At 65.7% G+C, this 21,395-nt stretch carries 21 protein-coding genes and 1 tRNA gene; 15 read left to right on the plus strand and 7 right to left on the minus strand.

All coding sequences use genetic code 11. The features are described from left to right. Positions 1-45: 45 nt before the first annotated feature. Positions 46-1,173 carry an FUSC family protein gene (locus CXQ88_RS10915; protein WP_104044190.1) on the minus strand — a complete coding sequence of 376 codons (1,128 nt, stop codon included), beginning with the start codon at positions 1,171-1,173 and terminating at the stop codon, positions 46-48. Between the two features lie 254 nt (positions 1,174-1,427). On the opposite strand from CXQ88_RS10915, the gene pstS reads away from it, so the two are divergent. From pstS to pstB, 4 genes are all read left to right on the plus strand, one after another. Then, a complete protein-coding gene (gene pstS / locus CXQ88_RS10920) occupies positions 1,428-2,549 on the plus strand; it encodes a phosphate ABC transporter substrate-binding protein PstS (RefSeq protein WP_104044239.1) in 1,122 nt (373 codons plus the stop codon). 105 nt (positions 2,550-2,654) lie between these two features. After that, positions 2,655-3,587, plus strand: a complete 933-nt coding sequence (pstC, locus tag CXQ88_RS10925; protein WP_104044191.1) for a phosphate ABC transporter permease subunit PstC — start codon at positions 2,655-2,657, stop codon at positions 3,585-3,587. After that, positions 3,588-4,697, plus strand: a complete 1,110-nt coding sequence (gene pstA, locus CXQ88_RS10930) for a phosphate ABC transporter permease PstA (protein WP_104044192.1) — start codon at positions 3,588-3,590, stop codon at positions 4,695-4,697. Between the two features lie 71 nt (positions 4,698-4,768). Continuing rightward, positions 4,769-5,548 carry a phosphate ABC transporter ATP-binding protein PstB gene (gene pstB / locus CXQ88_RS10935; protein WP_104044193.1) on the plus strand — a complete coding sequence of 260 codons (780 nt, stop codon included), beginning with the start codon at positions 4,769-4,771 and terminating at the stop codon, positions 5,546-5,548. A 90-nt stretch (positions 5,549-5,638) separates the two neighbouring features. Here the strand turns inward: pstB and CXQ88_RS10940 are convergent, their stop codons facing one another. From CXQ88_RS10940 to CXQ88_RS10955, 4 genes are all read right to left on the minus strand, one after another. After that, on the minus strand, positions 5,639-6,046 hold the full coding sequence (locus CXQ88_RS10940; RefSeq protein WP_104044194.1) for a hypothetical protein: 408 nt from the start codon (positions 6,044-6,046) through the stop codon (positions 5,639-5,641). 253 nt (positions 6,047-6,299) lie between these two features. Continuing rightward, positions 6,300-7,313, minus strand: coding sequence for an inorganic phosphate transporter (locus CXQ88_RS10945; protein ID WP_104044195.1), 1,014 nt, complete (start codon positions 7,311-7,313; stop codon positions 6,300-6,302). Position 7,314: 1 nt separating this feature from the next. Then, positions 7,315-7,932 carry a nuclease PIN gene (locus CXQ88_RS10950; RefSeq protein ID WP_104044196.1) on the minus strand — a complete coding sequence of 206 codons (618 nt, stop codon included), beginning with the start codon at positions 7,930-7,932 and terminating at the stop codon, positions 7,315-7,317. Positions 7,933-8,257: 325 nt separating this feature from the next. Beyond that, positions 8,258-8,917, minus strand: coding sequence for a hypothetical protein (locus CXQ88_RS10955; protein WP_104044197.1), 660 nt, complete (start codon positions 8,915-8,917; stop codon positions 8,258-8,260). A gap of 188 nt (positions 8,918-9,105) precedes the next feature. Between CXQ88_RS10955 and CXQ88_RS10960 the strand changes: the two genes are divergently transcribed. The 3 genes from CXQ88_RS10960 (at position 9,106) to CXQ88_RS10970 (ending at position 10,747) form a co-directional block, all read left to right on the plus strand. After that, positions 9,106-9,178: transfer RNA gene (locus CXQ88_RS10960), tRNA-Lys, on the plus strand. A gap of 89 nt (positions 9,179-9,267) precedes the next feature. Then, positions 9,268-10,284: a LacI family DNA-binding transcriptional regulator gene (locus CXQ88_RS10965; protein ID WP_104044198.1), complete on the plus strand. Its 1,017-nt coding sequence runs from the start codon at positions 9,268-9,270 to the stop codon at positions 10,282-10,284. Positions 10,285-10,351: 67 nt separating this feature from the next. Continuing rightward, positions 10,352-10,747 carry a VOC family protein gene (locus CXQ88_RS10970; RefSeq protein WP_104044199.1) on the plus strand — a complete coding sequence of 132 codons (396 nt, stop codon included), beginning with the start codon at positions 10,352-10,354 and terminating at the stop codon, positions 10,745-10,747. A gap of 17 nt (positions 10,748-10,764) precedes the next feature. On the opposite strand, the gene CXQ88_RS10975 is transcribed toward CXQ88_RS10970, so the two are convergent. Next, positions 10,765-11,244, minus strand: coding sequence for a hypothetical protein (locus CXQ88_RS10975; RefSeq protein ID WP_104044200.1), 480 nt, complete (start codon positions 11,242-11,244; stop codon positions 10,765-10,767). 200 nt (positions 11,245-11,444) lie between these two features. Here CXQ88_RS10975 and araB point away from each other — a divergent pair, with 200 nt between their 5' ends. The 3 genes from araB (at position 11,445) to araA (ending at position 15,507) form a co-directional block, all read left to right on the plus strand. Next, positions 11,445-13,193: a ribulokinase gene (araB, locus tag CXQ88_RS10980; RefSeq protein ID WP_104044201.1), complete on the plus strand. Its 1,749-nt coding sequence runs from the start codon at positions 11,445-11,447 to the stop codon at positions 13,191-13,193. A 5-nt stretch (positions 13,194-13,198) separates the two neighbouring features. Further along, positions 13,199-13,897, plus strand: coding sequence for an L-ribulose-5-phosphate 4-epimerase (locus CXQ88_RS10985; RefSeq protein ID WP_104044240.1), 699 nt, complete (start codon positions 13,199-13,201; stop codon positions 13,895-13,897). A gap of 89 nt (positions 13,898-13,986) precedes the next feature. After that, complete coding sequence (araA, locus tag CXQ88_RS10990; protein ID WP_104044202.1) at positions 13,987-15,507, plus strand: L-arabinose isomerase; 1,521 nt, start codon at positions 13,987-13,989, stop codon at positions 15,505-15,507. 108 nt (positions 15,508-15,615) lie between these two features. Here the strand turns inward: araA and CXQ88_RS10995 are convergent, their stop codons facing one another. After that, complete coding sequence (locus tag CXQ88_RS10995) at positions 15,616-16,638, minus strand: ANTAR domain-containing protein (protein WP_104044203.1); 1,023 nt, start codon at positions 16,636-16,638, stop codon at positions 15,616-15,618. Between the two features lie 318 nt (positions 16,639-16,956). Between CXQ88_RS10995 and arfA the strand changes: the two genes are divergently transcribed. The 5 genes from arfA to CXQ88_RS11020 all read left to right on the plus strand — a co-directional run bounded on the left by arfA (position 16,957) and on the right by CXQ88_RS11020 (position 21,394). After that, the gene (gene arfA / locus CXQ88_RS11000; protein ID WP_441296481.1) at positions 16,957-18,516 is read left to right on the plus strand and encodes an arabinosylfuranosidase ArfA; all 1,560 of its coding nucleotides are present in this window, start codon (positions 16,957-16,959) and stop codon (positions 18,514-18,516) included. Positions 18,517-18,605: 89 nt separating this feature from the next. Further along, positions 18,606-19,187 (plus strand): HhH-GPD-type base excision DNA repair protein, encoded by a 582-nt coding sequence (locus tag CXQ88_RS11005; protein ID WP_104044204.1) that lies wholly within the window; start codon positions 18,606-18,608, stop codon positions 19,185-19,187. A gap of 103 nt (positions 19,188-19,290) precedes the next feature. Continuing rightward, complete coding sequence (locus CXQ88_RS11010; protein ID WP_104044205.1) at positions 19,291-20,295, plus strand: LacI family DNA-binding transcriptional regulator; 1,005 nt, start codon at positions 19,291-19,293, stop codon at positions 20,293-20,295. A gap of 62 nt (positions 20,296-20,357) precedes the next feature. Next, on the plus strand, positions 20,358-20,909 hold the full coding sequence (locus tag CXQ88_RS11015) for a cysteine hydrolase family protein (protein WP_104044206.1): 552 nt from the start codon (positions 20,358-20,360) through the stop codon (positions 20,907-20,909). A 182-nt stretch (positions 20,910-21,091) separates the two neighbouring features. After that, a complete protein-coding gene (locus CXQ88_RS11020; RefSeq protein WP_104044207.1) occupies positions 21,092-21,394 on the plus strand; it encodes an urease subunit gamma in 303 nt (100 codons plus the stop codon). Position 21,395: the final 1 nt, after the last annotated feature.

The following is a 21,395-nucleotide window of genomic DNA, read 5'->3' on the forward strand; positions in this document are numbered from 1 at the left end:
CGGTCAGGTGCTCGACCACCGGGGAACCCGGGCATAACCACCGCCTTACAGCGCGGGCAGCACGTCCCGGGCTTCGCGCGCGTCCATGCCGGTGGCCTCCAGCAGGTCCACCATCAGCGGCCGGTACAGCATGACCACCGTTTCCCCTTCCAGCCTCTGCACCTCCAGTAGTTTGGGATGCAGGCGCAGGGCGATCTCGCTCAGGTCCCGACGGGCCGTGCGCAGGTGGGCGCGGCGGACGCCGTCGTGCGTTTCCGCCAGTCCCAGCGACAGCTCGTCAATGGCGGCAGCGGTCTCCTGCAGCACCTCCGCAATGTTCTCCGTGGCCTCGTCGGAAAGCGCAGCGTGGTTGATGGCGCTGGTGAGCCGGCGTGCGAAGACCCGGCTGTTCCTCAGTGCCAGGTCAATGAAGTCGAGCGACTTCTTGAGCCGGTCCAGTTCCTCCCGGTGCCTCCTGTAGGCCGGGGCGAGGGTGGCCACCTCCCCGGACGCGCGGAGGGACTGGCGCATTCCGTCCACCAGCGGCTGGCAGTTCCTGCCCCTGATGAGTGCGTGCCAGGCCTGGGTGGAATCACTGCTGACGAGCGCGTCGCCGCACTCGCGCAGCACCTCGGCCAGTTCGTGCAGCAGCTTCTGGACGTCTTTGCGCGGCTCCCGCCGGGGGTCCTTGGGAATGAGGATGGTCACCAGCAAGGCGCAGAGGCCGCCCACCACGGCATCGATGCTTCGCGTGAACGGCCCGCCGGCCGGCGCCGGCAGCAGGACCACCAGCAGCGATTGCAGCCCCAGCTGCGTGGTGAAGATGGTCCCGCTGTCCAGGAAGCGGGCCAGCAGGATGGAGAAAAGAAGGACGACGGCGGCCTGCCAGATCCCGCCGCCCAGCCAGTGCAGAAGCAGGTCACCCACGGCGATGCCGATGGTGCAGCCCAGGCCCACCTCCACCACCCGGCGCAGCCTCGGTTCCCGGGAAAAGCCCAGGGCGATGAGGGAGGACGTGGCCGCGAACAGGGGGCCGGAATGGCCCAGCACATACTCGGCGAAGGCGTAGGCGCCCACCGCACAGAGGGTCATCTGGATGGCGGGAAGCAGCGAATTCCGGCTGCGGATCAGGCCGGTGCGGATACGGCCATGCAGGAACCGCCTGCTTGCTGAGAGTCCTGCTGCGGGGGCCATGACGTCCAGTCTATTGCTGCCCGGACTTTATACTTCTGAAGCGTGTGCACTACGGCCGGACATGTGATCTACGCAATGGGAACCCGGCACTTGTAAGCCAATATCCCGCCGTCGTTAATGTCCCGTTCACTTTGGACCGCCAATCCCGTTACCTGCGGCCCATAACTTCGATGAAGGTACAAAACGTACGCATCGCGCTGCAGGGCGTCTCCGGTCCTGCCCGCAAAACTGAGACCCTGGAAGGGGTACAACTAGTGAAGGCACTCCGCTTCGGCCGCCACGCGGCTATCGCTGTTATCGCAGCCGGCGCTCTCGCGCTCACCGCCTGCGGTTCAGACAACGCCACGGGCACCTCGCCTACCGGCAGCCAGGCTTCCGCCGGCCCCAAGGTCACCGGAACTCTCACCGGCATCGGCGCTTCCTCCACCGGTGCAGCCATGGACGCGTGGAAGGCCGGTTTTGCTTCCGCTAACCAGGGCGCCACCGTGCAGTACTCCCCGGACGGCTCCGGCGCAGGACGCAAGGCCCTCCTTGATGGCTCGGCACAGTTTGCCGGTTCCGACGCCTACCTCAAGGACGAAGAGCTCGAGAGCTCCAAGGCCGTGTGCGGTCCCGACGGCGCCATCAACATCCCCGTTTACATTTCCCCGATCGCCGTGGCCTTCAACCTCCCCGGCATCACCGACCTGAAGCTCGACGCTGCCACGGTGGCCAAGATCTTCCGCGGCGAAATCGCCAAATGGAACGATCCCGCCATTGCCGCCCTGAACGAGGGCGTTACCCTGCCGGACCTCAAGGTCACCCCGGTAAACCGCTCGGACGACTCCGGCACCACCACCAACTTCACCGACTACCTGGCCACGGCAGCTCCTGAGGTTTGGACGGACGAGTCCGACGGCATCTGGCCTGCAACCCTGCAGGGCGAGAACGCCAAGGGCACCTCCGGTGTGGTCAAGACCGTTACCGACACCCCCGGTGCCGTGACCTACGCTGATGACTCCGCTGTTGGCGGCACGCTCGGCACCGCGTCCATCAAGGTGGGCGAAGAGTTCGTCACGATCTCCGCAGAAGCAGCCGCCAAGGCCGTGGAAGCAGGCAGCCCCGTTGAAGGCCGCGCAAGCACCGACGTTGCCATCAAGCTGGACCGCAAGACCACCGCTGCCGGCGCCTACCCGGTGGTCCTCCTTTCCTACCACGTGGTCTGCAGCGCATACGACAATCAGGAAACCGTTGACCTGGTCAAGGCTTTCGAGAACTACGTAGTCTCCGAGGAAGGCCAGCAGGCCGCCGCGGATTCCGCCAAGTCTGCCCCGCTCTCCCCGGCCCTGGCCGAGAAGGCCACCGCGGCCATCGAGTCCATCAAGGTCAAGTCCTAATAACCGCTCTGAATCCGGGTTCCCCGCCTGCCGAAAGGCAGTGCGGGGAACTTGGCTTTGGACGCAGCCTCTTCCCCTCCCAGTAATCGATCGAAGGGCCGTCGAATGACCGCCACCTCCCTGACCAGCACCCAGGGCGCCGGCCGCGCCGGGGACAAAATCTTTTCGGGTGCCGCGCTGGCCGCCGGCTGCCTCATTCTCGCCGTCCTCTTCGGCGTCGCACTCTTCCTGGTAGTCCAGGCCATCCCGGCGCTGACCGCACCGGCCGCCGAGATCCAGGGCGGTGAAGGCTTCTTCGCCTACATCTGGCCCATCGTGATCGGCACGCTCATCGCGGCAGTCATCGCGTTGGTCATCGCCACGCCCATCGCCATCGGCGTCGCGCTGTTCATCTCACACTTCGCCCCGCGCGGGCTCGCGTCCGGCCTGGGGTACGTGGTGGACCTGCTCGCAGCCATCCCGTCCGTCATCTACGGCGCCTGGGGTGCAGCGTTCCTGGCCAAGGAAATCTCCCCGGCCTACAACTGGCTCGCGGACAACATGGGCTGGCTGCCCATCTTCCAGGGCCCGGCCTCGGCCACCGGCAAGACCATCCTTACGGCAGGAATCGTCCTCTCCGTTATGGTGCTGCCCATCATCACCTCGCTTTCCCGCGAGATCTTCCTCCAGACCCCCAAACTGCATGAGGAAGCCGCGCTCGCCCTTGGCGCCACGCGCTGGGAAATGATCAAGATGTCCGTCCTGCCGTTCGCCCGCCCGGGCATCATCAGCGCCGTTATGCTGGGCCTCGGCCGAGCCCTCGGCGAGACCATGGCCGTGGCCCTGGTGCTGTCCTCCGGCGCGCTGACCGCCAGCCTGATCAAGTCCGGCAACCAGACCATCGCCGCGGAGATCGCCCTGAACTTCCCCGAAGCAAGCGGGCTTAAGGTCAGCACGCTGATCGCCGCCGGCCTGGTCCTGTTCGTCATCACCCTGGCCGTGAACATGATCGCGCGCTGGATTATCACCCGGCACAAAGAATTCTCGGGAGCCAACTAAATGACCTCCACGCTTACTCCCGTACGCAAGCGCTCGGCGCTTACCAAGGGCCAGCTGCCCAAGTACGCGCCCTACGTGGTCCTGGCCCTCGCACTGATCGTCGGTGCGGCCATCCTCGCACTGGTGGGCTTCAACGCGTTCGGCTGGGGCATAGTCTCCGCGATCCTGTTCGCCATCGGCCTGGTGTCCTGGAGCGCCGCCGTTGAGGGTTCCCGCAGGGCCAAGGACAAACTGGCCACCTGCCTGGTGGTGGGTTCCTTCCTCGTGGCACTGCTCCCGCTCTTTTCCGTGATCTGGACCGTGCTCGTCAACGGTGTGCCCGGTCTTCTTACCCCCGGGTTCCTCACCAACTCCATGAACGGCGTCACCGGCGTTTTCGACACCCGGGCAGTGGAACAAGGCACGCCCGTCCTGGGCGGCATCTACCACGCGCTCCTGGGCACGGTTCAGATCACGTTGCTGGCTACCATCATCTCGGTGCCGGTGGGTCTGCTGACCGCCATCTACCTTGTGGAGTACGGCGACGACGGCCGGCTGGCCCGGGCCATCACGTTCTTCGTTGACGTGATGACCGGCATCCCGTCCATCGTGGCCGGCCTCTTCGCCGCGGCCTTCTTCTTCGCCGTGGTTGGTCCGGGCACCAAGACCGGTGCCGTTGCCGCCGTCGCGCTTTCCGTGCTGATGATCCCCGTGGTGGTGCGGTCCAGCGAGGAAATGCTGAAAATCGTTCCCAACGAACTGCGTGAGGCCGCGTACGCCCTGGGCGTGCGCAAGTGGCGGACCATCGTCAAGGTGGTCATCCCGACGGCGATTTCCGGCATCGCGTCCGGCGTCACCCTGGCGATCGCCCGCGTCATTGGCGAGACTGCCCCCATCCTGGTCACCGCAGGCTTCGCCACCAGCATCAATTCCAACGTGTTCAGCGGCTGGATGGCCTCGCTGCCCACATTCATCTACACCCAGATCCTGAACCCCACGTCACCGGCCAACCCGGACCCGTCGTCGCAGCGGGCCTGGGGTGCCGCCCTGGTGCTGATCATCCTGGTGATGATCCTCAACCTGGGCGCCCGGCTGATCGCCAGGGTCTTCGCCCCCAAGACAGGCCGCTGACCGCCTGCTCCTTCCGGTCCCACGGGCCGGGTCATAGACTTCAATTCATACCCAGTTAGTGAAGGAACATCATGTCTAAGCGCATCGACGTCAAGGACCTGAACGTGTACTACGGCGATTTCCTCGCGGTGGAAGACGTCACCATCAACATCGAGGCCAAGTCCGTCACCGCGTTCATCGGTCCGTCCGGCTGCGGTAAGTCCACCTTCCTGCGGACCCTGAACCGCATGCACGAGGTGCTTCCCGGTGCCCGCGTGGAGGGCGAGGTCCTGCTCGACGGCGACAACCTGTACGGCACCGGCGTGGATCCCGTGACCGTCCGCTCGCAGATCGGCATGGTCTTCCAGCGGCCGAACCCGTTCCCCACCATGTCCATCCGGGACAACGTGCTGGCGGGCGTGAAACTGAACAACAAAAAGATCTCCAAGGGCGAGGCTGACGTCCTGGTGGAGCGCTCGCTGAAGGGCGCCAACCTGTGGAACGAGGTCAAGGACCGCCTGGACAAGCCCGGGTCGGGCCTCTCCGGCGGCCAGCAGCAGCGACTCTGCATCGCCCGGGCCATTGCCGTGGAACCGCAGGTGATCCTGATGGACGAGCCCTGCTCCGCGCTGGACCCCATCTCCACCCTGGCCATCGAGGACCTCATCAACGAGCTCAAGGACCAGTACACCGTGGTGATCGTGACCCACAACATGCAGCAGGCAGCCCGCGTTTCGGACCGGACCGCCTTCTTCAACATTGCGGGCACCGGCAAGCCCGGCAAGCTGATCGAGGTAGGGGACACCCACACCATCTTCAGCAATCCCACCCAGAAGGCAACTGAGGACTACGTCTCCGGCCGGTTCGGATAATCCCCAGCCGCGCCCCAGGCTCGCACGCTCGCCCGGGGACCCCTGCGGCCGTGGGCCCACAGCCAGCTGAACCAAGGGGCCGTCGCGCGCCTACTCAGGCACTTCCAGCTGGAAGCCGCACCGGCAGCGGAGGACCCTGGTGGGAAGTGAAACCGCGCTGAGTCCGCCACTGCCGCTGCTGGTGCGGTAGCACAAGCGTTCAATTTCGAACTTGGCTGCCTCCATGGGGAAGCCGCAGTGGACGTACTCATCACCGAACATGACCACCTTGGCCATCCAGCGCACCTGGTGCAGGGCGGCGGCGACGTCGGCCGCGTACGCAAGGTGTTCGTGGAACCGGCGGCAGTCGTTGCAGGTGTACGAAACGGTGACCAGGTCACCGTTGGCCGCCCCCATCGCCGTGATGGCGTGAATGGTCAGGTGGTGTTCCGTACCGCAGGTTTCGCATTCCATCTGCCGTGGCTGGGGCAGGGAGTGCCGGGGATTCGAGGTGGACACGATGCCTGCTCTTTTCCGCGATGTGCATCCGGGCCGCCGATATTCTGCAGCGGCGTTGGTCCGCGCCCTGCACCCGGCGGCGGATGTCGGCCCCGGCAGCAGCGCTTGGGGCGTACTGTCGAATTTACGTCACAAGGGTCGGCCTGTACAGGGCAGCAGGGCCCTCCAGACTCCCCGGGAATGATGGTGTGGGACACCGTGCGGCCACCGCTGACGCTGGTTCGCCGTCTGCAGCCGGAACGCGATGACCCGCTCACCCAGCCAGCGGGGACAGTGCCAGGGCCAGGACAAACGCGAGGGCAGCCGTTGCCGCCGGGGTCAGGATCCACAGCGTCACGATCCGGATCACCAACTTCCGGTTGGTCACCGAAAAGTTCTGGTTCTCGCCGGCGCCCAGCACCGCGGAGGTGACGGTATGCGTGGTGGAGAGCGGCCACTGCAGGCCAATCGCACCTACAAACAGCATGAGGGCGCTGAAGATCTGCGCCACCGAGCCGCGCAGCGGATCAACCTTGGTGATTTTGTAGCCGATGGTGTGCGAGATCCGCCAGCCCCCGTAGAGCGTCCCGGCCGTGATCATCACCGCCGTAAGCAGCGCCACCCACACGGGGATGGTGCCGCCGTCGGAATAGCCCGCTGCCAGCAGGGCGAGGATCAGCACGGCGCTGATCCGCTGCCCGTCCTGCAGGCCGTGGCCAAAGGCGACCGCCCCGGCAGCTATGGACTGGCTCCGGCGGAACCGCTGGTTGACCACGTTGGGTTGTGTGTAGCGGGCAGCCCAGGTGGCCGGGTAAACGAGCAGGAAGGTGCCGCTGTAGGCGACCAGCGGCGACAGCACCAGCGGCAGGACCACCTGGAACAACAGGGAGTGGTCCACCCCGCCCACGCCCGTCCCGCCCACAGCCAAACTGGCGAGCCCGGCCCCGGCAAGGCCACCCACCAGTGCGTGCGTGGAAGACGCCGGAATACCCCGCCACCACAGCAGGATGCCCCACGCGATGGCGCTGCCAAGACCGGCGAGCAGGATGCTGAGGCCGTCCGTCCCGTCAGGCAGGTGGATCCAGGTCTGGCTGACAGCCACGGCCAGGAGCGCGCTTAGCAGGGCGCCCAGGAAGTTGAAGAAGGCGGCCAGCAGCACTGCCACGCTGGGTGTGAGCGCCCGGGTCCGCACGGCAAGGGCCACCGAGGTGGAGACGTCGCGGAAGCCGTTGACGAACGCGAACACGGCTGCCAGCAGGACCACCGCGCCGAAGACGACTGCTGTCACCTCAGGATTCCTTGACGATGATGCTGCCTACCTGGGTGGCTATGCGCCGCATGTCCTTGGTAACGTCCACCAGTTGGTCGGCGACATCACGGTTCCGTGAGTACTGCGCCCACTTCATGTCCCTGATCATGTCCGCCACCCAGACCCTGTGCGTCCGTTCGGCACGCTTGGCCAGGCGAAGGATCTCGATCCAGTAATCCTCCAGGTCGTCCAGGTTGTCGAGCCGGCGCATGGCGTCCACGGTGAGCTCGGCCTGCCGGCTGATGATTTCCAGCTGGTCCGCGGCACGCTTGGGCAGCCGCTCGAGGCGGTACAGCGCCACCAGTTCCGCCGCGCCATCCAGTTTCTCGATGGTTTCATTGAGGTAGCGGGACAGGGCATACATGTCTTCGCGGGGGAGCGGGTTCACGAAGCTGGTGCGCATGTGGGTGAGGAGGGCGAAGTGCAGCTCTGCGGATTTGGCCTCGTGGTTGTGCATGTCCTCCACGAGCTTGCCGTGCTCTGCGGCGGGGACGCCGAGGATTTCAGCCAAAGTGGCGCTGGCCAGCACTATTTGCTGCGCCATCTGCGATAGGAGGTTCAGCCCGGCGGGCTCCTGGGGAAAAAGGCGCAGCTTCACGTAGTTACCGGTCTCCGGGATAAGTACAGGGCGAAAGTTGCCTGCCGTGTGACTTGACCCCGGCGCGCAACTGACGCTAACTCTACCGGCCCGTAACTGCACCATTGAAATGGGCGAACGGGAAACGGGCAGGCAGGAAACGGGCAAACGATAATTGGGCAGAAAAATGGTGCCGAACCGGATACGCCTCTCGGCGGTAGGCCGCTCTAGGCGGCTGAATGTTGAAGCCCGGGGGTTTCGCGGCTCGGCACCAGTTTCAGTGTTCTACGTTGGTTGGCCCAAGTCAACATTGACAGATTCGGGCTCTTGGGCCACGACGGTTGGGTCAGTCCAGTTCGCCGAGTCGCCAGGCATTGGCGGCGTGCTCAAGGTCCTCGGCGGTCTTTACCAACTGATGGGAGTTGCGGGTGAGTTTGCTGGCGTGCGCCTCGTTGCCGTGCTCGGCACCGTCGGCGAGTGTCGCCTGGCCGAGCGCCACCACGCGGCAGAACGCCGCGGAACGTTCCAGCGCGACGTCGAACTCGCCGTCGAACGCCCCTGAAAGGATGGCGTCCGCCATCGCTTTCATCTCGTCCGCGCCGGGAGGCTCGGCGGCACCGGCCACCACGTTGGAGACCTGTGCGGTGTCCTTGCCCGCGCGGAAGTACACCGAAATGCGCTCCGGGTCCTGGACTGTGGCCGCGCGCAGGGCGTACAACCGCCACAGCGCGCCGGGCAGGGAACGCGCCGGGCTCTCGGCCCACATCTCCGCGATGGCCTCAAGGCCCTGCTCGTCCGCGAGCTTGACCAGCCGATCGGTCACCACGGGGTCATCGCTGTCCCGGCCGTGGCGGACCAGCGCCTGGGCAGCGAGATGCGCGGCTTCGGACACGCGGGCGGGGTCGGCTCCGCCGGCGAAGGGTTCGAAGTCGACGGGCGCGAAAGGCTTCGGCTTGTGGTGCCGGTTGGCGCCGCCGTAATGACTGGAACCTGTTTGCTCGCTCATGCCCCCCACGCTACTCCTGTGCCCTGCGGGAAATCGAGCATCAGGACATAGCCAGTGGACACGCAGGCAGGGCACGACGGCGGGGCCCGCCTGCGTGCCAATGGTGCCTTGACCATGGGTTAGAGTATTAACGTCCGGAAATGGATGGGCCGGGTTGGCTGGCACACCGTGCCGAAGCAGCCCGGCTGGGGCCTTTAGCTCAGTTGGTAGAGCATCGGACTTTTAATCCGTGGGTCGTGGGTTCGAGCCCCACAGGGCCCACTCTTTTAGCGAAGAGTGGGAAATCCCCCGGCAGCCTCCCCGAGGCCGCCGGGGGATTTCTTGTTGGCGGCAACCGGCACAATGGGGGCATGACAAAAAGCAGCACCGGGCGGCTGCCGCGCCTTGAGGACGTTGCCGAACTTGCCGGCGTCTCGCACCAGACCGTTTCCCGGGTGGTCAACGGCCACCCCAACGTCAGTAAGGCAACCCGGGAAAAGGTTGAGGCTGCCATCGCGGAGCTCGGTTACCGGCGGAACACAGCGGCCCGGAGCCTGGTGACCCGGCGCTCGCAGACCATCGGTGTGCTCGGCAGCGAGCTTTCCCAGTACGGCCCCGCCAACACCCTGCTTGGCGTGGAGCATGCAGCCCGGGACGCCGGCTACTTCGTCAGCATCGCCGCGCTGCGTTCGGTGGGCAGGGACGCGATCTTCGATGCGCTGCGGCATTTCCTGGACCAGGCCGTGGACGGGATCGCCGTCTTGGTGCCCCATACCGAAACCCTGCGGATCCTGGAGGAATTCAATCCAGGCGTGCCCGTAGTGGCTGTCGGCTCGGCGGGTAACGCTGCCGTGAGCGGGGCAATGGTGGACCAGAAGCGCGGCGCCGAAATCGCCGTCGGGCATCTTATCGAGCTGGGGCACAGCAGGATCGGACACGTTGCCGGGCCGGCGGACTGGGTCGACGGCGCCCTGCGGACCGAGGGCTGGCGCGCCGCCCTGCAGCACGCGGGGCTTCAGGACGACCTGCTGCTGGAAGGCGACTGGAGCGCGGGCAGCGGCTACGCCATCGGGCGGCAGTTGGCAGCGGCACGCACCGCCACCGCCGTGTTTGTGGGCAATGACCAGATGGCCCTCGGGGTGCTGCGCGCCTTCAACGAGGCGGGGGTCCGCGTGCCCGACGACGTCTCCGTGGTGGGGTTCGACGACCAGCCGGAGTCCGGCTACTTCACCCCGCCGCTCACCACCGTTCGGCAGGACTTCGAAGAGCTCGGCAGGCGCTGCATGGACACCATGTTGAAGGAGATCGAGGCGGGCGCCGCTGTCAGCTCGACCGTCGTGATTCCCGAGCTGGTGCGCCGGGAGAGCGCAGCAGCGCTGCGGGATTAATTGTCCTCATAGCGAGCGGCTCGGACAATGAGTCCGCCCCGCATGGAGGTGTCTGTATGCTGGCCGGATGACGGCGCCGCAGATTTACGTAAGTTTTGCCGGGACAGCCCGTGAGGCACTGACCTTCTACGCGGAGGTCTTCGCCGGGGAGCTTTCCCTGCACACCTACAGGGATTTCGGCCGCAGCGACGGTCCGCCAGACGCGATTGCCCACGGTGTGCTCACCGGCACTGTGGCAATGGCGGGATCGGATGCGGCGGCGGGCGAGAGGACCGTGCGGCTCGAAGGAGTCATGCTTTCATTGCTCGGAACGGCTGAACCTGACGTTCTTCACAGCTGGTTTGATCAACTCGCTGTTGGAGGTGAGGTGGTAGACCCCCTTGCCCCTAAGCCCTGGGGCGCTTCCGATGGCCAGGTGGTTGACCGTCACGGGCTTCACTGGCTCATCGGGTATGAGGCTTAGCGATCCACGGCTGCGGGCTAGCGGGTGGCGATTTCTCTTCGGCCCGACCAGATGCGGCCGGACCAGCGGGCGAGCCGGGGCCAGTAGTTGATGGCGGCATACGCTGCCAGCGCCGCAGCCATGTGCAGGTGGAGCATCAGGTGCAGTGAGTAGCCCGCGGGCGCGGCCACCTCACCGGCCGGGGACGGTTCCTGGGTGATTCCGCCGTGCCCGTGCTCCGACAGCCCGCTTCCGGAGCCGCCGGAAAAGACCGCAAACCCCAAGTGAAGCAACTGCTGGGCCACGCCGCACAAAAGCAACAACGCCCAGCCCGGCACCGGGAAGCGCCCCAGGATGGCCGCGGCCATGCCGAGCAGCGCGGCCAACGCCTCGATGATCATGAGGCTGGGGGCGGTGCCTCCCGCCGCAAGGTGGGCAACCAGGCCGAGGCCGGTGGAAAGCGGACCTGCCACCCATGCAAGGGAGCCGGCGCGGGCACTTGGTTTTGCGTCGTCCACGGAGCTCCTTCCGGTTGTCTGATTGATCCAGTACTGGGCTTCATCCTGCTCTTACCCTTTTGGGCAGCGTTCCACACTATCCCGGCTGGGGCCCGCATTTGCCGGGCCGAGGGCATCCGTAACCAGCGTTGACATCCGTCTTGTTAGCGCTCACAATTGAAGGGTCGCGGAGCTGCGGCAGCTATCGGAGGAACTCTTTAATGGACGTCAAAGTAGACACGGACAGCTACGTCATCGGTGTGGACTATGGAACGCTTTCCGGCCGGGCCGTGGTGGTCCGTGTCCGTGACGGCAAGGAGCTCGGCAGCGGTGTGTACGAGTACCCGCACGCAGTGGTCACAGACGCCCTTCCGGCGGATGTGGCGGGCCTTTCCGGTAGGCCCGGCGCCCGGCTTCCCGGGGAATGGGCGCTTCAGGTACCAAACGACTACCGCGACGTCCTGCGGATCGCGGTTCCGGCCGCTCTGGCCGAAGCCGGCCTTGACCCGGCCGCCGTCGTCGGAATTGCCACGGACTTCACTGCCTGCACCATGGTGCCGGCCAAGGCGGACGGCACCCCGCTGAACGAGGTCCCCGGGTTCGGGAACCGGCCCCATGCCTACGTGAAGCTGTGGCGCCACCACGCAGCGCAGGGCCAGGCCGACCGGATCAACCAGCTGGCTGCGGAACGGGGCGAGGAGTGGCTGCCGCGCTACGGCGGGCTGATTTCCTCGGAATGGGAGTTCGCCAAAGGCCTGCAGCTCCTGGAGGAGGACCCGGAAGCTTACGCGGAGATGGACCACTGGGTTGAAGCTGCCGACTGGATCGTCTGGCAGCTGTGCGGCCAGTACGTCCGCAATGCCTGCACCGCCGGGTACAAGGGCATTTACCAGGACGGCCGGTACCCGTCCGAGGACTTCCTGGCGGCCCTGAATCCCCAGTTTAAGGACTTTGTCAGTTCCAAGCTCGAGCACATCATTGGCAGCCTCGGCGACGCCGCGGGCTACCTCACTGCCGAGGCTGCTGCCTGGACCGGCCTGCCCGAAGGCATTGCCGTGGCCGTAGGCAATGTGGACGCCCACGTGACGGCACCTGCGGCGAGGGCAGTGGATCCAGGGCAGCTGGTGGCCATTATGGGCACCTCCACCTGCCACGTTATGAACGGCGCTGAGCTCCGTGAAGTGCCCGGCATGTGTGGCGTAGTGGACGGCGGAATTGTCGACGGGCTCTGGGGCTACGAAGCCGGCCAGTCCGGCGTAGGCGACATCTTCGCCTGGTTCACCAAGTACGGTGTGCCGCCCGAATACCACCAGGCAGCCGAAGCAGCCGGCCTCGGCATCCACGAATACCTCACCGAACTGGCGTCGCAACAGGCCATTGGCGGGCATGGGCTCATCGCCCTTGACTGGCATTCGGGCAACCGCTCGGTGCTGGTGGACCACGAGCTCTCCGGAATCGTGGTTGGACAGACCCTTGCCACGCGCCCCGAAGATACGTACCGGGCACTGCTGGAAGCCACCGCCTTCGGCACCCGGACCATCGTGGACGCCTTCCGCGATTCGGGCGTTCCGGTGAATGAGTTCATCGTGGCGGGCGGCCTGCTCAAGAACCCGCTCCTTATGCAGATCTACGCGGACGCCACCAACCTGCAGCTCTCAACCATCGGTTCCACCCAGGGCCCGGCCCTCGGCTCAGCCATCCATGCGGCCGTCGCGGCAGGAAAGTATGCCAATGTCCGTGAAGCCGCCGCGGCGATGGGTTCCGAACCTGGCGAGGTCTACACACCTATCCCGGAAAACGTGGCCGCGTACGAGGAACTGTTCCAGGAATACAAGGCCCTGCACGACTACTTCGGCCGCGGCAGCAACAACGTGATGCACCGGCTCAAAGCCATCCAGCGCAGGGCGGCCGGTTCCGTTTTTGAACCTGCCACCAGCGCTTCCGCGGCTGCTGTGGAGGTGTCGGCATGAGCGCCATGACTGGAACCGGAATCCTGGACGTTATTAACCGTGTCCGCGAGGAGGTCTGCGGCCTGCACGCAGAGCTGACCCGCTACGGGCTGGTGGTCTGGACGGCAGGGAATGTCTCAGCCAGGGTTCCCGGCCGCGAGCTGATGGTCATCAAGCCTTCCGGCGTCTCCTACCAGGACCTGACCCCGGAACAGATGGTGGTCACGGATCTTTACGGGGTGCCCGTGGTTGGTGATGCAGCAGGTGAGTGGGGCAATCCGACGCTCTCGCCGTCGTCGGACACTGCAGCGCACGCGTACGTGTACCGGCACATGCCCGAGGTGGGCGGGGTGGTGCACACGCACTCCACCTACGCCACCGCGTGGGCTGCGCGCGGGGAAGCGATCCCGTGCGTGCTGACCATGATGAGTGACGAATTCGGCGGATCCATTCCCGTGGGGCCGTTCGCGCTGATCGGCGACGACTCCATCGGCCACGGGATTGTGGAGACATTGAAAAACTCCAATTCCCCGGCCGTGCTGATGCAGAACCACGGGCCGTTCACCGTCGGCAAGGACGCCAGATCCGCGGTGAAGGCGGCCGTGATGTGCGAGGAAGTGGCCCGCACGGTCCACATCGCACGGCAGCTGGGCGAGCCCCTACCCATCAACCAGGGCCACATCGACTCCCTCTACGCCCGTTACCAGAGTGTCTACGGCCAGTAACGGCCGCCCTGTAACAGCCGGGCCGGTAGCGGCCCCCAGCAACAACCGGGCCAGTAATGGCCCCCACAACTCATTCCCAAGGAGAATCCATGAGCACCGCAGCAAACACCTCCCTTGACGGCTACGAGGTCTGGTTCCTCACCGGCAGCCAGCACCTCTACGGAGAGGACGTCCTCAAGCAGGTGGCCGCCCAGTCCCAGGAGATCGCCAACCAGCTCAACGCTTCGTCCTCCGTTCCGGTGCGGATCGTGTGGAAGCCGGTCCTGACCGACTCGGACGCCATCCGGCGCACCGCGCTGGAAGCCAACTCGGACGACTCCGTCATCGGCGTCACCGCGTGGATGCACACCTTCTCGCCTGCCAAGATGTGGATCCAGGGCCTGGACCTGCTGCGCAAGCCGCTCCTGCACCTGCACACCCAGGCCAACCGGGACCTGCCCTGGGCCGACATCGACTTCGACTTCATGAACCTCAACCAGGCCGCCCACGGCGACCGCGAGTTCGGCTACATCCAGTCCCGCCTCGGCATTGCCCGCAAAACCGTGGTGGGGCACGTCTCCAACCCCGAGGTCGCGCGCCAGGTGGGTTCCTGGCAGCGGGCCGCCGCCGGCTGGGCCGCCGTCCGGACCCTGAAGCTGACCCGCTTCGGCGACAACATGCGCAACGTCGCCGTCACCGAGGGTGACAAGACCGAGGCGGAGCTGCGCTTCGGCGTCGCAGTGAACACCTGGTCAGTGAATGAGCTCGCCGACGCCGTGCACGGCGCCGCAGTGTCCGATGTCGACGCCCTGGTTGCCGAGTACGAGGACCTTTACGACGTGGTTCCGGAGCTCCGCGCAGGCGCGGCGCGCCACGATTCACTCCGCTACGGGGCGAGAATCGAACTTGGCCTGCGCAGCTTCCTGGAAGCCAACGGGTCGGCAGCGTTCACCACCTCCTTCGAGGACCTCGGCGCACTCCGGCAGCTCCCCGGCCTGGCCGTGCAGCGTCTGATGGCGGCCGGCTACGGCTTCGGCGCCGAGGGCGACTGGAAGACCGCCATCCTGGTCCGCGCCGCGAAGGTCATGGGCGCGGGACTGCCCGGCGGAGCCTCCCTGATGGAGGACTACACCTACCACCTGGAACCCGGCTCCGAGAAGATTTTGGGCGCCCACATGCTGGAGGTCTGCCCGTCCCTGACCGCCGGCAAGCCGCGCCTGGAGATCCACCCGCTGGGAATCGGCGGCAAAGAGGACCCGGTGCGCCTGGTGTTCGACGCCGACGCCTCCCCGGGCGTGGTCGTCGCCCTTTCGGACATGCGGGACCGTTTCCGCCTGGTGGCCAACGCCGTCGACGTCGTCCCGCTGGACCAGCCGCTGCCGAACCTTCCCGTGGCACGCGCCCTGTGGCAGCCAAAGCCCGACTTCGCCACCTCCGCCGCCGCCTGGCTCACGGCCGGCGCAGCCCACCACACCGTACTCTCCACCCAGGTGGACATGGATGTGTTCGAGGACTTCGCGGAAATCGCCAAAACCGAGCTGCTCACCATCAATGAGGGAACCACCATCCGCCAGTTCAAGAAGGACCTGAACTGGAACGCTGCCTACTACAAACTGGCCGGCGGAATCTAGGCAGCCTTTCCCGAAAGCAGCGCCTCCTCAAGGCAGCTTTAACGAGGCAGCCCCGGGAGCCATTGCTTCCGGGGCTCCCTCACTCTTGGGTCTTTGCCGCTTGCTTGCCTAGTGGCCGAAGTGCGCGCGTGGTGGGCCCTCAGGCAGTCGCTCGAGGATGTCCTCCGCCACCCTGCGGACCTTTATATTCCGGTGGCTTGACGCCTTGGCCAGGATCGAAAAGGCCTCGTGGTAGGAGCACCTGTTCTGGGCCATGATCACCCCGCAGGCAACGTTTATGGAGGTGCGGCTGTCCAATGCCAAACGCAGGTCCGAGGCGGTGGACCTCGCAGTGTGCAGGTCGAGGGCCATCTGCAGGCTCTTGGAGGCAAGGTCCGCGAAGGCCCGTGCCTCGGAAATCACCTGCAGTGGGAACGCCTTGGCGTCCTGGGCAAAAAATGCCAGGGCTGCGCTGCTCTGGCGGACAGGAGTGCCGTCGTCCCGCACCTCCCCGTCCTGGTCCAGGCGAAGACGAACGCCCAGGACACTGCCCAGATTGGCCAGCTGCAGCTGGCTGCAGTACCGCGGCCAGCGGAAGTCCCCGCTTCTTTGCAGCACTGCCACGGGATGTCCGCCGGACAGGACCTCGCTGACCGGCCCTTCGCCCGCCTCCTGCTCCCACTCCAGCAGGCGGATGACTTCCGGCGAGGTGCCGGTGATGGCCGGCGCCCTCTTCGTCTGGTGCACCACCACACCGCATTCAATGACAAGGCCTGCCGTGCGGACCACGGCCCGGGCGGATGCGGCCGCGAGCAGTTCGAGGGAGTCGTGCAGTGTCTCTGTGCCGGTCATCAGGTCCAGCAGGATCCCGTCCGGTTTCCCTGCTGCGGAGGGGTTCCCTGCTGCGGAGGCCGCTGTCCTGGGCTGCCGTGGGGTTGCGGGTGCAGTGTGCCCCAACGGGGAGTTTCCGCGTGAGCCGTTTACCGGAGCGGCAGCACCCTGCCGGTGGTGGTTGGGGCCCTGCGGGGAAGTAAGAGGGCCGGCGACGGCTGGGGGAGAGGCCTTGGTCTCGAAGGCCTCCTCGTCGCCGGCCCCGTCTAGTGCCCGGGTCCGTCGGACCGGGAAGTCGGAGCTTGCGTATCGTGCATGCATTTCGTCTCACACCCCCTCGTGAGTCAAGTACCGCGAGCCAGAACACGTCATGTCTCTGTGAAAAACCTAGTTCCGTGGCGGCCGGGGAGAACGCGTAACCGGTACTCGTTTTTGTAATTAGGTAGTACTTGGTTTTTGGTAACCGCTACCTGCTTTTGGTGTCTTCGCAGGTGGGCGTCCCGGCGCGGCCGGGGGCCGCGGCGGGCACGTTTGAGGCCCAGGTTCGGCCGTTGGGCTTGACGCGAGCCGCAGTACCGCCAACAATCTTTCTATAACGTTGTAAAAAGTAGAAGCGAACCCAGGAATGAGGACGTTTTCGTGGCAGCAACAGAACCGGTAGGTCCCACCGGGACCAGCGACGCAGGACCCGCCGCAGCAAAGATCACTATGGATCCGGCCTTTGCGGTTGGGCCCGTCCGCCGCCGCACTTTCGGTGCCTTTGTGGAACACCTGGGACGCTGTGTGTACACCGGCATCTTTGAGCCGGACCATCCGCAGGCCGACGAGGACGGTTTCCGCGGCGACGTGTTGGAGCTGACCCGCGAACTCGGAGTGTCCACCGTCCGCTACCCGGGCGGCAACTTCGTCTCCGGCTACCGCTGGGAGGACGGCGTGGGTCCCGCGGACAAGCGGCCCGTCCGTCTCGACCTTGCCTGGCACTCCACCGACCCCAACCTGGTAGGCGTTGACGAGTTCGCCAAGTGGTCAGCCAAGGCCGGCGTCGAGACCATGATGGCCGTGAACCTCGGCACCCGTGGCACGCAGGAAGCCCTGGACCTGCTGGAGTACTGCAACATCGATGGCGGCACTGCCTTGTCGGACCAGCGCCGGGCCAATGGCGCAAAAAGCGGCTACGGCATCAAAATGTGGTGCCTGGGCAACGAAATGGACGGTCCCTGGCAAATCGGGCACAAGAATCCCCGGGAGTACGGCCGGCTCGCCGCCGATACCGCCCGCGGCATGCGCATGGTCGAACCCGACCTGGAACTGGTGGCCTGCGGCAGTTCCGGCCCCACCATGAGTACCTTCGGCGAGTGGGAGCGCATCGTTCTCTCGGAGACCTACGAACTGGTGGACCTCATTTCGGCGCACCAGTACTTCGAGGACTTCGGCGACCTGCAGGAACACCTTTCCGCCGGCGCTCGGATGGAAGCCTTCATCCACGACATCGTGAGCCACATCGACCACGTGAAATCCGTGAAGAAGTCCACCAAGCGGGTGCACATCTCCTTTGACGAGTGGAACGTGTGGCACATGAGCCGGGACGAGTCCCGGGCGCCTACCGGCAAGGACTGGCCGGTAGCCCCCGTCCTGCTCGAGGACACCTACACGGTGGCGGACGCCGTCGTCGTCGGTGATCTGCTGGTTACGCTGCTTAAGAACACCGACCGCGTCCACTCTGCAAGCCTGGCGCAGCTGGTCAACGTGATCGCCCCCATCATGGCCGAGCCCGGCGGCCGCGCGTGGAAGCAGACCACCTTCCACCCGTTCGCTCTCACCTCACGGCATGCTTCCGGAACCGTGCTGCAGCTCGCCGTCGAATCGCCGCTGGTCAGTGGCGGCAAGACGCTCGACTTTGCCACGGTGTCCGCCGTGGCCACCTATGACGCCGAGAAGGGCGAGGCTGTGGTGTTCGCCGTGAACCGCTCCGCCACGGAGGCGCTCGGACTGGACGCGGTGGTGTCCGGCCTCGGTAACGTTCGCGTTGTTGAGGCCGTCACGTACGCCAACAAGGACCCCTACTGGCAGGCAACGGCAGATGATTCGACGTCGGTCCTGCCGTCGGAGAACGTCTCCGTGAAGGCCGACGGCGGCCGGCTCACCGCCGAACTCCCGGCGGTGTCCTGGTCCATGATCCGGCTGGCAGTGGGCCAGTAGCCTCACGGGGTAAGAGTTTCAGCGGGGCGCGGGAAGTAAGTTCCCGTGCCCCGCTGACTGTCGGGGGGAACCTCTGGAAAGATGAGGGCATGGAACTGCACATCACGGGGGATCCCGCCGCGGACAAGTTGTTGAGCGAGGACGCTTTCGCACTGCTGACGGGCATGCTGCTGGACCAGCAGGTGACCATGGAATCGGCGTTCGCCGGGCCCGAGAAAATCAAAACCAGGTTCGGGTCCATAAAGCCCGAAGCCGTCGCTTCGCAGGAGCCGCAGGCCTTCGTCGAGATGTTCAAGGAGCGGCCAGCAGTCCACCGCTTCCCGGGTTCGATGGCGGCTCGCGTGCAGGCGCTCGCTGAAACGGTGCAGAGCGAGTGGGACGGAGACGCCACCGCGATCTGGACGAGGGGCGGGCCCGACGGCAGCGAGGTGTTGCGCCGGTTGAAGGCGTTGCCGGGCTTTGGTGAGCAGAAGGCCAAGATCTTCCTTGCCCTGCTGGGCAAGCAGTGCGGCCTCCGGGCGCCAGGCTGGCGCGAAGCGGCCGGGCACTATGGCGAGGAAGGTGCTTACCTTTCGGTCGCCGACATCGTTGATCCGGAATCCCTGGTCAAAGTACGGGCCAGCAAGCAGGCTGCCAAAGCAGCAGCGAAGGCAGCAAAAGCGGCGGGCTGACCGGACTCGTCCCCGCCTGCTTGCTCACGGCGGTTCCTGCACGGAACCCATCTTCTGCAACGATGTATGCCAGGAACAGGCGGAACCACAAAAAGGAGCCACGATGGCGGTCACCATGAATGACGTAGCGAGGGCGGCGGGCGTCTCGCTGAAGACGGTTTCCAACGTCCTGAACGACTACGAGTTCATCCGGCCCGCCACCAAGCAGCGGGTCCAGGACGCCATCGCCGAACTCGGGTACGAAGCAAACCTCACAGCCCGCAGCCTCCGCTCCGGCAAGACCCGCATGCTGGGCCTGGTCCTGTCAGACCTTTCCGCGCCTTACTACGCGGAGCTTGCCTCCAGGCTCATGAAAGCAGCCGCACAGCGGGGCTACCGGGTGCTGGTGGAACAGTCAGACGCCGTGGCGGACGTGGAATTGAACGCCCTGCAGGGGCCGTTCCGCCAGCTGACCGACGGCCTGCTGTTTACGCCGCTGATAATCGACGCCGAGGCCATCGCAGCCCGCCTGGGCAAGAAGCCACTGGTCATGCTGGGAGAACACATCCTGGATCCCCGGTTCGACCTCGTCACGATGAAGAACGAGGAAGCGGCCGCGGCCCTGACCGCCCACCTGCTGGCCGCCGGCCGCCGTCGGGTCGCGGTGATCGGCGCGCGCCCGGAGGAGTCAACCGGCAGTCCCGGGCTCCGCCTCAACGGCTACCGGAAAGCGCTGGAGCAGGCCGGGGTTCCGTTCGATCCGGCGCTGATCGCGCCGTGCGAGTGGCGCCGGGACAATGGCGCGGCCGCCGTTGCCGCGCTCCTGGACAGGGGCGTGAAGTTTGACGCCGTCTTCGGCCTGAACGACGTCCTCGCCTTGGGAGCCATGCACGAACTGCTGATCCGCGGCGTCCGGGTGCCGGACGAAGTGGCCGTGGCGGGCTTCGACGATATTGACGAGGCACGGTTTGCGTCGCCGTCGCTCACCACCGTCTCGCCGGGCATGGAGGAGATCGCGGAACGCTCCATCGCCCTGCTGCTCGACCGGATCGAGGGGCAGGAAACGAACAGCCAGGGCGTTCATGTCGAGGCGGGGTTCCAGCTGAAAATCCGCGAATCCGCACCCTAGGTTTTACCCGGCCAGCCACAGGGTACCTTTCCCACAGATCTCTACAAGGGAAAGGTGCGGACATGATTGCACTTCTTGTCATCGACATGCAGAACGCCTACTTCGAGGCGCCGGAACTGGCGGAACAGCAGGAGCGGCTGGTCGAGTCCTGCAACAGGTTGCTGAAGGCCTTCAAGGCGAGCGGGCACAAGGCGTTGATGGTGGGTACCGAGCACGAGCGGGACAAATCCACGTGGACGCTGAACATGCTTGACGACGACCAGGGCTTCATTTTCCGTGGCAGCGAGCAGGCGCAGGCTGTGCCCGGCCTCGCCATCGAGGGCCTGCCGCAGCTGAACAAAACGCGTGACAGCGCCTTCGTTGGCACCAATCTGCTGGCCCGGCTGCGCAACTGGGGCGCCGACGAAGTGGTGCTCGCCGGGGTCTCCACCCACAACTGCATCGCCCAAACCGGCGCCGACGCCTTCGCACACAACATCCGGGTCACCTACGCGAAGGATGCCATGGCCTCGGAGGACAACCAGGACGCTGCGGACATGCTGCGCATCCTCTCCACCAGTTACCGCCAGCCCGTCCAGTCCAGCGACGAGATCCTGGCCCGGCTCAACCACTGAGCCACGCGGCGTCGTCCGCGCCTTCCCGGGGTTGAAACCTGGGGAGATTTCAGCGCGGCTGGCCCAGATCCGGAAGTGAGTCGGGACGCGGAGAGCTGCGTATAACAAAACTGAAACCTGGCGGAAACGTCCGCCACCTACTGTGGGTCCCACGCCGTCCGCTGGCCGCCGAAGGGACCCACATGCATCTGATGCCACGTGAGCAGGAAAAGCTGCTGATCGTAGTCGCCGCCGACCTCGCCCGGCGCCGCCAGGCCCGCGGACTCAAGCTCAACTACCCCGAAGCAGTGGCCATCATCAGCTACGAGCTTATCGAGGGTGCCCGGGACGGCCGGACCGTTGCGGAACTTATGAGCTACGGCACCACGCTGCTCGGCCGCGACGACGTTATGGAAGGCGTGCCGGAGATGATCCACGACGTGCAGATCGAGGCCACCTTCCCGGACGGCACCAAGCTCGTCACCGTCCACGATCCCATCCGCTGAA

The sequence above is a fragment of the Arthrobacter sp. ZGTC412 genome, assembly GCF_002929215.1.
Classification (GTDB): Bacteria; Actinomycetota; Actinomycetes; order Actinomycetales; family Micrococcaceae; genus Arthrobacter.